This window comes from Pseudomonas sp. 2835 (assembly GCF_050435905.1).
In the GTDB taxonomy this organism is placed as follows: Bacteria; Pseudomonadota; Gammaproteobacteria; order Pseudomonadales; family Pseudomonadaceae; genus Aquipseudomonas.
In genome coordinates, this window is sequence record NZ_JBNDLE010000003.1 from 341,950 (window position 1) to 353,895 (window position 11,946).

General features: G+C 62.1%; 12 protein-coding genes. 4 read left to right on the plus strand and 8 right to left on the minus strand.

What is annotated here, in order from left to right:
- Positions 1-21: 21 nt before the first annotated feature.
- From ABIE20_RS05740 to ABIE20_RS05755, 4 genes are all read right to left on the minus strand, one after another.
- A complete protein-coding gene (locus ABIE20_RS05740; protein WP_429503511.1) occupies positions 22-348 on the minus strand; it encodes a DUF3325 domain-containing protein in 327 nt (108 codons plus the stop codon).
- Positions 348-1,922, minus strand: a complete 1,575-nt coding sequence (locus tag ABIE20_RS05745) for a PepSY-associated TM helix domain-containing protein (RefSeq protein ID WP_429503513.1) — start codon at positions 1,920-1,922, stop codon at positions 348-350. The genes ABIE20_RS05740 and ABIE20_RS05745 overlap by 1 nt, the downstream gene beginning before the upstream one ends.
- Positions 1,919-2,224 carry a DUF3649 domain-containing protein gene (locus tag ABIE20_RS05750; RefSeq protein WP_045197184.1) on the minus strand — a complete coding sequence of 102 codons (306 nt, stop codon included), beginning with the start codon at positions 2,222-2,224 and terminating at the stop codon, positions 1,919-1,921. Before ABIE20_RS05750 ends, ABIE20_RS05745 begins: the two co-directional genes overlap by 4 nt.
- Positions 2,225-2,298: 74 nt before the next feature.
- The gene (locus tag ABIE20_RS05755; protein WP_429503515.1) at positions 2,299-4,266 is read right to left on the minus strand and encodes a ligand-gated channel protein; all 1,968 of its coding nucleotides are present in this window, start codon (positions 4,264-4,266) and stop codon (positions 2,299-2,301) included.
- 219 nt (positions 4,267-4,485) lie between these two features.
- Between ABIE20_RS05755 and ABIE20_RS05760 the strand changes: the two genes are divergently transcribed.
- The 4 genes from ABIE20_RS05760 (at position 4,486) to ABIE20_RS05775 (ending at position 8,913) form a co-directional block, all read left to right on the plus strand.
- On the plus strand, positions 4,486-4,980 hold the full coding sequence (locus ABIE20_RS05760) for a sigma-70 family RNA polymerase sigma factor (protein WP_429503517.1): 495 nt from the start codon (positions 4,486-4,488) through the stop codon (positions 4,978-4,980).
- Positions 4,977-5,909, plus strand: coding sequence for a FecR domain-containing protein (locus tag ABIE20_RS05765; RefSeq protein WP_429503519.1), 933 nt, complete (start codon positions 4,977-4,979; stop codon positions 5,907-5,909). Before ABIE20_RS05760 ends, ABIE20_RS05765 begins: the two co-directional genes overlap by 4 nt.
- Positions 5,910-5,999: 90 nt before the next feature.
- The gene (gene fecA, locus ABIE20_RS05770; RefSeq protein ID WP_429503521.1) at positions 6,000-8,330 is read left to right on the plus strand and encodes a TonB-dependent Fe(3+) dicitrate receptor FecA; all 2,331 of its coding nucleotides are present in this window, start codon (positions 6,000-6,002) and stop codon (positions 8,328-8,330) included.
- 178 nt (positions 8,331-8,508) lie between these two features.
- Positions 8,509-8,913 (plus strand): HPF/RaiA family ribosome-associated protein, encoded by a 405-nt coding sequence (locus ABIE20_RS05775; protein ID WP_045197178.1) that lies wholly within the window; start codon positions 8,509-8,511, stop codon positions 8,911-8,913.
- Positions 8,914-8,970: 57 nt separating this feature from the next.
- On the opposite strand, the gene ABIE20_RS05780 is transcribed toward ABIE20_RS05775, so the two are convergent.
- The 4 genes from ABIE20_RS05780 to ABIE20_RS05795 all read right to left on the minus strand — a co-directional run bounded on the left by ABIE20_RS05780 (position 8,971) and on the right by ABIE20_RS05795 (position 11,943).
- Positions 8,971-9,369 (minus strand): hypothetical protein, encoded by a 399-nt coding sequence (locus tag ABIE20_RS05780; protein ID WP_429503523.1) that lies wholly within the window; start codon positions 9,367-9,369, stop codon positions 8,971-8,973.
- 335 nt (positions 9,370-9,704) lie between these two features.
- The gene (locus ABIE20_RS05785; RefSeq protein ID WP_429503525.1) at positions 9,705-10,097 is read right to left on the minus strand and encodes a hypothetical protein; all 393 of its coding nucleotides are present in this window, start codon (positions 10,095-10,097) and stop codon (positions 9,705-9,707) included.
- Positions 10,098-10,111: 14 nt separating this feature from the next.
- Positions 10,112-10,519, minus strand: a complete 408-nt coding sequence (locus tag ABIE20_RS05790; protein ID WP_429503527.1) for a hypothetical protein — start codon at positions 10,517-10,519, stop codon at positions 10,112-10,114.
- Positions 10,516-11,943, minus strand: coding sequence for a PAAR domain-containing protein (locus tag ABIE20_RS05795; RefSeq protein WP_429503528.1), 1,428 nt, complete (start codon positions 11,941-11,943; stop codon positions 10,516-10,518). The genes ABIE20_RS05790 and ABIE20_RS05795 overlap by 4 nt, the downstream gene beginning before the upstream one ends.
- Positions 11,944-11,946: the final 3 nt, after the last annotated feature.

Here is an 11,946-nt window from a genome sequence, read left to right on the forward strand (position 1 = left end):
TCGAGCGGCTCGTTGACCAAGCTACAGCGACGCCAGGGCGGTCAATGGCGCCAGCACCAGGCTGGCCGCCGCCAGGCCCAGCAGCAACCGCGGCTGGTAAGGCAGAAGGAACACCCAGAGGGTGACGCCGGCCATCAGCACCGCGAACAGCTCGACCAGGCCCATCGCCCAGCCGCTGTGGCGCACCGCCAACAACAGCGCCAGGGCCAGCAGCGCCCAGCCGGCAACCCGCAGGGCTACACGCCGCGCCTTGCTCGGTGGCTGCCCGAGCAAGTCCTTGTAGTGCTTGTCCATGGCCAGGCACAGCGCGGCGAAGCCGGCAAAACCAAACAGGGCAATGGCCAGCATCAGTTCACCTCGCTTTCAATCAACTTGCCAGGCGCGGCCTTGGGCTTGCGCTTGGGCGCGACTAGCGGCGCCCGCCACATTTTGCTGGCCGCCCAGGCCAGGAACAGGCCGCTGGCCAAGGCGGTCAAGTCGAAACCGGCCATGGCCCAGTCGCCGACGGCGAGCGAGTGGTTCAGGCCCTGGCCGGTGGTCAGGCCGTTGAGCAGCGGCAAGCCCGCCCACATCAGCGCACCCAGGCCCAGTTGCTCGGCCCAGGCACGGCGGCCGCGGCGCAGCATGGCGTGCACCAGCGACAAGGCCCAGAGCAGGAAGAAGCAGTTGGTCTCCCAGTCGGCACGGCCTTCAAGGCCGATCGGCAACAAGCGGTTGGCCCAGAAGAACGCCGCCACACCCAGCAGCAGGCCACTCATGCTGGCAATGTTAAGCACCTCGACCAGGCGCAGTTCGAACGGCTGGGTGCCGCTCTTGGCATGCTTGAGCTGGCGCTTGCCCAGCCACATGACCAGGCCGGTGCCGATCACTGCGGTGCCGGCCAGGCCGAAGAAGAAGTACAGCCAGCGCAGCCAGGGGCCGGCGAAAATGCCCATGTGCAGGCCGTACATGCCGCCGGAAATCAGCACCGGCGTGGCCTCGATCTGGCTGCCGCCTTCAAGCGTGCCATTGACCCCGTCAAACAGCCAGCCACCGCCGCGCTGGTGAGCGATGCGGTCACCGGCATGGCGGGCGAACCGGACCCGGGCGTTCTGGTCACCGGGGTTCTGTACCTCGACCCAGGCAAGATTGGCCCCGGGCGCCTGATCCTGGACCTTGGCGTACAACTGCGGCAAGGGCAGCAACGGCGCCGCGGTGCCGGCGGCCTGTACCTGGCTCTGGCCACCGAACAGGTCGTTGAAAAAGCCACGGGTATTGTCGCCATAGCTGGCGATGATGCTGGCCGGCATGACCATGGCCATGAAGATCACCAGGCTGCTGTAGCTGATCATCAGGTGAAACGGCAGCACCAATACGCCGATGGCGTTATGCCCGTCGAGCCAGGAACGCTGGCCCTTGCCCGGGCGGAAGGTGAAGAACTCCTTGAAGATCTTCTTGTGGGTAATGATCCCGGTCACCAGGCCCAGGAGCATGATGAACGCGGCAAAGGTCGACAGCCAGCGGCCCCAGGGGTGAGGCATCTCCAGCTGGAAATGGAAACGGTAGAAAAAATTGCCGCCACGGGTCTCGCGCGCCTGCAATTCGGCGCCGGTGGCAGGGTCGAGGGTTTTGGAAGTGAAGTCGCGGCGCCCGCCACCGGCCTTGGGCCAGCTCACGCTCAGCGCCGGTTCGCGGGCATTGGGCAACTCGATGAACCAGCTGCCCGCTGTCGGCGCATGCTCCTGCAGGTAGCGCTGGGCGAGGTCCAGGCTGGCCGCCGGGTCCAGCGCCCGGCTGGGCACTTCCGGCTGGGTCCAGTGGCTGATTTCTTCCTTGAAGTAGGACAGGGTCCCGGTCAGGAAAATCGCAAACAGCAACCAGCCGAAGATCAGCCCGGTCCAGGTATGCAGCCAGGCCATGGCCTGGCGAAAGCCCTCTTTCATGGGTTTTTCATCCAGTAGGCCAGGCCGCTGATCATCGCCAGCACCAGGCTCGGCACCAGTACCCCCAGCCAGGCCTGCCAGGCGCTACGACAGGCGAAGCACCAGAGAAAGGCCACCAGGTAGAACAGGAACGACAGCATCATGCCGCTGATCACCGCCTCGGCACGCGGCACCGGCAACAGCAGGGTGATACAGACGCTGGCCATGGCCGCCAGCAGGTAGCCACCGAACACGGCAGCCAGGCTGCGGGAAGTCACGGCCAGGCGATAGCTGATGGGCAGCCCGGCGGCTTTGCTTTTCATGGCATCGGTCCATTACGAGAAGCGCACAATAATAATGATTTATATTCTCATAAGCAAAACCGCAGGCCGGCCGATCAGAACGACAGGTCGACGCCCATGGTGTAGCGGCGGCCGTCCAGCACGGTCTGGTAGTTGTCGTAGTCCACTTCCTTGTTGAAGACGTTGTACACACCGGCCAGCAGCTTGACGTTCTTGGTCACCCGGTAGGTACCGCCGAAGTCGACGAAGGTGTACGACGGCGTGCCGTCGGACATGGTGCTCCGGCCCAGGTAGTCCGAGGTCTTGCCGCGATAGTTCAGGCGCGCCCAGGTCCCCAGCTGGTCGGTGGCCTGCCAGTCGAGGGTGGCGTTGAACATGTGCCGTGGCATCTGGTTCAGGGCCTTGCCCTTCTGCGGACCGCTCTTCTGCTCGGAGGCGGTGAAGGTGTAGTTGGTGGCCAGCGACACGGTCTGGGTGATGTCCCAGTCCAGGGTCGCTTCGATGCCGCGCATCTGCGCTTCGTCAACGTTGACCCGGTCACTGATGAACTTGTACGAGGTACCGCCGATCTGGCACTGGCCCGAAGCATTGCCGGTGCTGTCGGTGCAACGGCGGGTCTCGGTGATCTTGTCCTTGAAGTCGGTGTTGAACAGGGTCAGACCGGTGGAGAACCCTTCGAGGTTGTCCCAGATGAAGCCAATTTCCTGGCTCAGGCTCTTCTCCGGCTTGAGGCTGGAGTTGCCGACAATGATGGCCGGGTCGCCACCGCCACCGGTGATCTGGCCCCAGTCATCGACGGCAGCGCGGATGTCCGGCGAACGGTAGCCGCTGGATACACCACCCTTGATGGTCCACTGCTCGGTCGGATGGTAGACCCCGTACAGGCGCGGCGACCAATGGGTACCGTAGTTTTCGTCGCGGTCCATGCGCAGGCCGCCGGTCAGGGCGAAGGCTTCGGTCAGGCGCCATTCGTCTTCGGCAAACAGGGCCCACGACCAGCGGGTCAGCTGGTTGACGCTGGCCGCCGAAGCCAGTTGGTTGCCTTCGTCGCTGAGGTCTTCGTATTTGTACTGGCCACCGAAGGTGGTGATGTGCGAATCGCTGAAGAACGACACCTGCGAATTAAGCACGGTGTTTTCCAGCTCCATGCGCCGGCCGGGGTTCTCGATCTTCTCGCGCTGCAGGTAGCTTTCGCTGGTGAGGCTGTCCCAGCGCCCGGAATGGGTGATGGAAAAGTTGGTACGGTCATAGTCGTTACGGCTGGCGGAGCGGCTCGCCGAACGGCCTACGTGCGAGTTGCGCTCCTGCTCGGACTTGCCCGCTTCCAGGGTGATGTCGTTGTGTTCATCCGGGGTGAACGACAGCTTGGCCGTGGCGCTGTCGGTGCTCTGCTCGTTGAAGCCGTTGACGATATGGTCTTCGTCGCGGCGCGAGCGCTGGCCGTACAGCTGCAGGCCGACCAGGTTGTCGACCAGGGGGCCGGAGATGAAGGCGTTGGTGCTGTTGTAGTTGCCCGAGTCGGAGCGGTCCTGGAAGGTTGCTTCGGTGCGCACGCCGCCGTACCACTGCGGGGTGACCTTGCGGGTGATGATGTTGATCACCCCGCCCATGGCGTCGGAGCCGTACAGTGACGACATCGGCCCGCGCACCACTTCGATACGCTCGATGGCTTCCAGCGGCGGCATCCAGCCCTGTTCGATACCGGCGCCGTCACTGTTCGGGCGGGTGGCACGTGAGTCCTGGCGTTTGCCGTCGACCAGCATCAGGGTGTACTTGGAGGCCATGCCGCGAATGCTGATATCGCTGGAGCTGGCGCCACCGGTGACCACCACGCCCGGCACATCGCGCAGGGCATCGGTGACGTCACGGTAGGATTTGTTCTCGATCTGCTCGCGGGTAATCACCGAAATCGATGCCGGCGCATCCTTGATCTGCTGGGAGAAACCCGACGCGGTCACCACCATGTTGTCCAGCTCCAGCGGCTGGTTCTGGGCAGTGGCTTGCGCGGTGTAGAGCGAGCAGAGGGTAAGCGCGAGGCAGGATTTGCTGAAAGTCGGGGACACGAGGACCTCTCCCTGAGAAATGTAAAGGTTGCGTAAATTCATCTAGGGAGCGAATGCTATTCATTCTCAAATGCTAGTAAAGCGTATTTACGTTTTTTACATTTTCCCGATCCTCTGCTACGCCCGTCAGTCAGGCGCCGATTGCCGAGTAGTGGCACCTTTCACTACAATGCGAACAATTCTTATTCTGCTGCGCATCCCGGCGCCGGAGTGTTTACGGTGCCCAGCGCTCCTTCTTCCTCGCTCGAAGGCCTCTACCTCGACCATCACAACTGGCTCACTGGCTGGTTGCGTCGGCGTCTGGGCTGCCCCGACAGCGCCGCCGACCTGGCCCAGGACACTTTCATGCGCCTGCTCCAGGGCCGCGAAACGCCGCTGCTCAACGAGCCACGGGCGTTCCTCACCACCGTCGCCAAACGCGTGCTGTGCAACCATTACCGCCGCCAGGACCTGGAGCGCGCCTACCTCCAGGCGCTGGCGCAGTTACCCGAGGCACTGGTGCCGTCGGAAGAACACCGGGCAATCATTTTCGAAACCCTGCTGGAGCTCGACCGCCTGCTCGACGGCTTGCCGCTGGTGGTCAAGCGCGCGTTCCTGATGGCCCAGGTCGATGGCCTGAGTTACGCCGAGATCGGTGTGCAATTGGGCATCTCCCTGGCCACGGTCAAGCGCTACCTGAACAAGGCGGCCATGCGCTGTTACTTCGCCCTGTGAACAACCATCAGGAGTTTTCCCCGCAGGTGGCCGAACAGGCCGTGTACTGGCTGATCGAGCTGCAGGGCGGCGCCCTCAATGCGCGCCAGCAGCAGGCCCTGCAGCAATGGTTGCAGGCCGACGACAACCACCAGCGCGCCTGGGAGCACATCCAGCGGGTCAACCAGCGCTTGCGCGGGCTGTCCTCGCCCCTGGCCCACGCCGCCTTGCAGGCGCCACGTTCGGCCAGCCGTCGCCGGGCGCTGAAAACCCTGCTGATCCTCGGGGTCGGCAGCGCCAGTGGCCTGGCCTTGCAGCAGCACAACCCGTTGCCGACATTGCTCGCCGATTACCGCAGCCCGGTCGGCGAACGCCGGCGCCTGGCCCTGGATGACGGCAGCCTGCTGCAGCTCAATACCCGCAGCGCCGCCGACGTGCGTTTCGATGCCAGCCAGCGCCTGGTGCACCTGCTCGAAGGTGAACTGCAACTGACCGTGGCCGGCGATAGCCGACCGTTGCAACTGCGCAGCGAACACGGCCTGCTGAACCTGGCCAACGGCCGCTACAACCTGCGCCAGTTCGCCGGCTACAACCAGTTGGCGGTGTTCGAAGGCAGCGCCAACCTTGCCGGCAATCGCCTGGAGGCTGGCCAGCAAGCGCACTTCAACGGCCCGCAATGGCAGGCCAGCCAGGCCCTGGACCGCAACCTCGGCGCCTGGGTCGACGGCATGCTGGTGGCTGCGCACATGCCCCTTGGCGCGTTTCTCGACGAGCTCGGGCGCTACCGTCGCGGCCAGCTCAACTGCGCACCCGAGGTAGCCAATTTGCTGATTTCCGGCAGTTATCCGCTGGCCGACAGCGAACGCATCCTCGACCTGCTCGAAGTGGCGCTGCCGGTGCGGGTGCGGCGCTTTACCCGCTACTGGGTGACGGTCGAAGCGCGGGCCTGAACGTTTTTTTCACTGACCTGAGCCGTTTTCACATCTCGCGTGACAGAGAAGGCAGAACCCTTTGCTTCGACCTTCTCAAGGATCTTCTGCATGCCCCTTCGACCGAATCCACTTGCCCAGGCCCTGCTGCTGGGTGCCAGCCTGAGTTTCAGCGCCGTTGCCATCCAGGCAGCCGAGGCCTCGGCGCGCACTTACCAGATCGCCCCGAGCACGCTTGAAAACGCCCTGAACCAATTCGGCCGCGAAAGCGGTGTGCTGATCTCGTTTGGCTCGCAGCTCACCCGCGGTGTGCAAAGCCCCGGCCTGCAGGGCCAGTACAGCCCGCAGCAGGGTCTGGATACATTGCTGCAAGGCACCGGCCTGCAAGCCCGCGCCGAAGGTGACAACGCCTTCAGCCTGCAACCGCGCGCTGCCGCCAGCGCGCCGCTCGAGCTCGGCGCCTCCACCGTGGTCGGCGACTGGCTGGGTGCGGCGCAGCAAGACAACGTCTTCGAACATGCCGGTGCCCGCGATGTAATCCGCCGCGAAGAATTCGAGCGCAGCGGCGCCACCACCGCGCGCGAAGTGCTCAACCGCATCCCCGGGGTCAACGCCCCGGAAAACAACGGCACCGGCAGCCACGACATGGCGCTGAACTTCGGCATTCGCGGGCTCAACCCGCGCCTGGCCTCGCGCTCGACGGTGCTGATGGACGGCATCCCGGTGCCGTTTGCGCCCTATGGCCAGCCACAGCTGTCGTTCGCGCCGATCAGCATGGGCAACATGGACGCGGTGGACGTCGTGCGCGGCGGCGGCGCGGTGCGCTACGGCCCGCAGAACGTCGGCGGCATCGTCAACTTCGTGACCCGGGCGATCCCCGACGAGCCGACGGTGAAAGCCGGTTTCCAGACCCAGACCAGCCCGTCCTCCAGCCATGACGGCTTCAAGACCAGCGCCAACCTGCTTGCTGGCGGCACCAACGCCAACGGCCTGGGCGGCGCCCTGCTGTACTCCGGCAGCCGTGGCGGCGACTGGCGCGAGCACAGCGACACGCAGATCGACGACCTGATCCTCAAGGGCAAGTACCAGCTCGACGAGGCCAACAGCCTGCACGCCATGGCCCAGTACTACGAAGGCGAAGCGCAGATGCCCGGCGGCCTGAACGTTGCCGACTACGATGCCGACCCGTACCAGTCGACCCGCCTGCAGGACAAGTTCTGGGGCCGCCGGACGATGTTCAATTTCGGCTACGACTACAAGGAAGACGCCCGCCAGTTCAGCGTCAACAGCTTCTTCACCAAGACCCTGCGCAGCGGCTATCTGGACCAGGGCAGCTTCGTCTCGCTGTCGCCGCGCGAGTACTGGGTACGCGGCATCGAAACACGCTTCTCCCAGGGCTTTGCCCTTGGCGAGAGCTGGCATGAAGTGGGCGTCGGCTACCGCTACATCAACGAAGCCGGCCACGAGCTGCGCTACCGCGAGCCGACCGCTGCCAACCAGTTGCCGACCACCGCCAGCCGCAATGACCGCGACACCCGTGGCAGCACCGAAGCCCATGCGTTGTTCCTCGATGACCGCATCGACATCGGCCAGTGGACCATCACCCCGGGCATCCGCTACGAAATGATCGACTCCGAGCAGTCGAACAAACTCAACGGCCAGCGCTACCAGGGCGACTACAACACCGCGCTGCCGGCGCTAAACGTCATGTACCACCTGACTGACAGCTGGAACCTGTACGCCAACACCGAAGGCTCGTTCGGCAGCGTGCAGTACAGCCAGATGCCCAACCGGGTCAGCAGCGGCGAAGTGAAACCGGAAAAAGCCCGCACCTGGGAGCTGGGTACCCGCTACGACAACGGCAACCTGCAGGCCGAGATCGGCGCCTTCTTGATCAACTTCGACAACCAGTACGAAAGCAACCAGACCAACGATTCGGTGATCGCCCGCGGCGAAACCCGCCACCAGGGCATCGAGACCAGCGTCAAGTACGCTCTCGAAGGCCTCGACCCGGCGCTGGCAGGTTTCGACGTGTATGCCACCTACGCCTTTGTCGATGCGAAAATCCGCGAAGACGGGCCGAACAAGGGCAATCGTGTGCCCTTCTCGTCGCGTCACAAAGGCACCCTGGGCATCGGTTACACCGAAGGCCAGTGGCAGCTCAACCTCGACAGCAGCTACCAGAGCGACCAGTTCGCCGACAACGCCAACACCGCGGCCGAAAGCGCCGACGGCAGCACCGGGCGCATCCCCGGCTACATGCTGTTCAGCAGCCGCGCGGCCTACGATTTCGGCCCGCAACTGTCGAACCTCAACGTCGCCGTGGGGGTGAAGAACATCTTCAATCACCAGTACTACACCCGCTCGTTCGACGACAACAACAAGGGCAAGTACGTGGGTGAACCCCGTACGGTATACCTGCAGACCTCCGTCGCGTTCTGATCCAGCGCATGCAAAAGCCCGGCCTGTGCCGGGCTTTTTGCTACAAGATATTTTTATTTCAAAAGGGCTTGAATTGTTTGGCCAAGTGCCTGACCTTGTAGTCAAGAGGCGATGGTTCTCACAGGCCGAAAAGGCCCCATCGATTCTCTTGCGAGCTAGCTGAATAAGGGATTGAACTATGCAAATCCAGGTCAATAGCGACAACCATATTCAAGGCAACATCCGGCTGGAAGAGTGGGTCCGCAGCACGGTAGAAAGCACGCTCGAACGATATGACGAAGACCTCACCCGCATCGAGGTCCACCTGCGCGACGAGAACGGCGACAAGCCAGGTCCGCACGACAAACGCTGCCAGATGGAGGCACGCCCTAAAGGCCATCAACCGATTTCCGTAAGCCACAAGTCCGCATCCCTCGACCAGGCTGTCGAAGGCGCCGCAATCAAACTGAACCACGCCCTGGAGCACTTCTACGGCAAACTGCGCAGCAAACGCGCGGTGGCCCAGCAAAGCATCGACGGCGCCCAGAATGACGGGCTGTTGCAGGAAGAGTTCCTGGAGAACGAGCAAGCTCGCATCAACTGAACAAGCAGCAACGCAGACGGTAAAAAGGCGAGCCCATGGGGCTCGCCTTTTTTATGCTCAGGTTTTTGAAAGTTTGATCAGGCCGACACCGATAAACATCCAGGCTGAGCCAATGATGATCAACCAGGAAGCAATCAACAATCGTCGCCGAAGCCGTGGAGGAAAGTTGCGCAGGTCTTCTGCATCCATCATTCCCAGGCGGATGCAAAGCTTTGGATAAAGCATTGCACCGCAAATCGTGCTGAGCAAATAGCAGCGCGATTTCAACCTGGTGGTCCCCCAGAACGGTATCTGCTGCTTGAGCCAGAGACTGTTTGGGAGGCTGGCAATGATGAGGTCGAAGTCACGGCTTCGGGCGATGTAGGTTTCCATGGCTACGCCAGATAAGAGGATGACAAAGGGCGCAAAACCGAAAGCGATCGCAATGCTCGGCGGCCAAGTGTTTATATCAATCATGTTTCACCTGATAAATCTTGTCTCCTAGGCATTCTCCGATGGTGTTGAAGTCGCGGCTGCAGGCTATATGCGCACCTATCGCCACGCCGGAAAGACTGAGCACGAAAGGAGTCAGCATGAAAGTAAATGCCCACCAAGAGCTCTAAAACCCCGTGGATTGACTTTTTATAAACGAATCCCCTGAGCCATTCGCCACCTGCTTCAACTCCTGGCCCGCCCGCAAGCGACCCACCAGAAAAGCTTCTGGCCTCAGCAAATAGAATCTTTTTACAATCCTCCGTCTCCTCTGCTCTGCAAACTTCCAAGGCGAGCCCATGGGGCTCGCTTTTTTATGCTCAGGTTTTTGAAAGCTTGATCAAGCCGACACCGATAAACATCCACGCCGAACCAACGATGATCAACCAGGAAGCAATCAACAATCGTCGCCGAAGCCGTGGAGGAAAGTTGCGCAGATCCTCTGCATCCATCATTCCCAGGCGGATGCAGAGCTTTGGATAAAGCATTGCACCGCAAATCGTGCTGAGCAAATAGCAGCGCGATTTCAACCTGGTGGTCCCCCAGAACGGTATCTGCTGCTTGAGCCAGAGACTGTTTGGGAGGCTGGCAATGATGAGGTCGAAGTCCCGGCTGCGGGCGATGTAGGTCTCCATGGCTACGCCGGCTATACCCATCACGAAAGGAGTCAGCATGAAGGCAAATGCCCACCAAGAGTTCCAGAAGCTGCTCACAGTTCCAACCAGCACTAGCGTTGCACCAACAGCTTGATCAAGGCAAATCCGATAAACAACCAGGCTGAGCCAATGATTGTCAGCCAAGAAGCCACTAGCATTTTGCGTCGAAGGAACCGAGGAAAGTTACGCAAGTCTTCGGCATCCATCATTCCTGATCGAACACTGAGTTTCGGATAGAGCAATGCTCCGCTGATTGTACTAAGCAGATAGCAACGTGACCTCCAGCCTGTCGCCCCCCAGAAAGGCATCTGCTGTTGAAGCCAAAAACTATTTTTCAGGCTCGCAATCATGATTTCAAAGTTTCGACTTAAGGCAAGGTAAGTACTCATTGCAACACCAGACATCATGATCACGAACGGCGTGAACAAGAAGGCGAATCGTAACCCTGGATGCCAGGAATAGTAGAAGTCAGGCGTCATGGCCCCGTCCAATTGTAAAGTTCCTCCCCCGTGAACTCCCCAATCTTGCCCACCCCATACCCTCCAATCAGCGAACCACCACCAACTAGAACAATTCCACAAATCGCTCCGCCAACCCCAGCACTGGTAGCGGCAGCAATTCCGCATACAGCTACAGCTGCCTTCCCTCCCCAATAAGCACCAGCACCACCACCCGCCAGCCCCCCAGAAAAGCTCCCAGTCTCAGTAAATCGAATCTTCTTGCATTCCTCCGTCTCCCCCGCTCTACACACTTCCTGCACTTTGAGAACCGACGCGCCGCCCCCCAGGGCAATACCGACATACCCACCGTGCTTAAGGTATTTCGCGGTCCGGGATACCTGCTCAAGGTGCGTGGCATAACCCGGGATCTCACCCGGCGCACCGGCACGGCTCCAGTGGTGAACCAGGCTTTTGGTCGAGATGCCGAGGTCTCGACGCAGGCTGTCGTAACTGCCCAGGTTCAATGGCTTGTTGAGAAACGCCGTCTTCAACTGGGCATCCAGCTGGCGGTACAGCTGTTGGCGGGAGGCGAAAAACTGCGGGCTGTTCAGATGCCCGTAGGTGCTGAACGAGCGCTGATGCAGCTGTTCAAGCGCGCGCAGGCTGTTTTCAACCTGGCTCAAACCATGACCGAGCATGTCTTTGCCGGCGCCCATCGACTGGCTGGCGCCGCTGAACAAGCCGGCGATTTCACCCTGGTAGCGGACCATAAAGTTGGCCTCCTCCTCGGTCAGCGGCGCCAGTACCTCGCGCACCTGGGCGGCAGCGGCCATCAATTGCGCTTCCTCGCGGGTGCAACTCATGCCGTTGTCGGGGTCGCCGAGGACGAACAGCTCGCCGGCCTTGAAGCCTTCGGCGAAGGTGGGGTTAAGCCGCTGCAGCCGGGCGCTGAGGTAGCGGTTTTCGCCGCCAAGCCGGGCCAGCACCTGCTGACCCGACATACTGCGTGGCACCACATAGAAGCCCGGCTCCAGCGCGCCGGGCGCACTGGACATGGCTGAAGCGGGATTAGTCGTGGCGATGGCGGCTGGCCTGGGCGTCGCCGCAGGCGGCTTGAAGGCCTGGCCAGCCGGCGCGGTAAAGCCGCCCGCTACCGGCGCCGCTCTGGCGCCGCCGCCATCCAGCGGCGCTACCAGGCGGTTGCTGCCAGCCGGGCAGCCGCAGTCGATCTGCGCACCATCAAAGGCGATCGGCAGCCCGTCGATGGTCCAGTCGGCATACCCTTCGGCGATCTTGCCGGCCTGGCCGCACTCCGGGCATGGCGTGGTGGCATCCCCCAGGCGCAGGCTGCCGACCCCGTTCTGCAAGTGACTGGACTGGCTGCTGAGGCAGGTCGCCCCGCTGGTGGTCGGGTCGCCATGCTGCCCGGCGCCGCGACCATTGAGGCTCAGGCGATAAACCATCGC

Excerpts from the sequence above, each read along its gene's own strand:
- ABIE20_RS05740 (WP_429503511.1), bottom strand. The coding sequence starts at position 348 with ATGCTGGCCATTGCCCTGTTTGGTTTTGCCGGCTTCGCCGCGCTGTGC.
- ABIE20_RS05745 (WP_429503513.1), bottom strand. The coding sequence starts at position 1,922 with ATGAAAGAGGGCTTTCGCCAGGCCATGGCCTGGCTGCATACCTGGACC.
- ABIE20_RS05750 (WP_045197184.1), bottom strand. The coding sequence starts at position 2,224 with ATGAAAAGCAAAGCCGCCGGGCTGCCCATCAGCTATCGCCTGGCCGTG.
- fecA (WP_429503521.1), top strand. The coding sequence starts at position 6,000 with ATGCCCCTTCGACCGAATCCACTTGCCCAGGCCCTGCTGCTGGGTGCC.
- ABIE20_RS05775 (WP_045197178.1), top strand. The coding sequence starts at position 8,509 with ATGCAAATCCAGGTCAATAGCGACAACCATATTCAAGGCAACATCCGG.
- ABIE20_RS05780 (WP_429503523.1), bottom strand. The coding sequence starts at position 9,369 with ATGATTGATATAAACACTTGGCCGCCGAGCATTGCGATCGCTTTCGGT.
- ABIE20_RS05790 (WP_429503527.1), bottom strand. The coding sequence starts at position 10,519 with ATGACGCCTGACTTCTACTATTCCTGGCATCCAGGGTTACGATTCGCC.
- ABIE20_RS05795 (WP_429503528.1), bottom strand. The coding sequence starts at position 11,943 with ATGGTTTATCGCCTGAGCCTCAATGGTCGCGGCGCCGGGCAGCATGGC.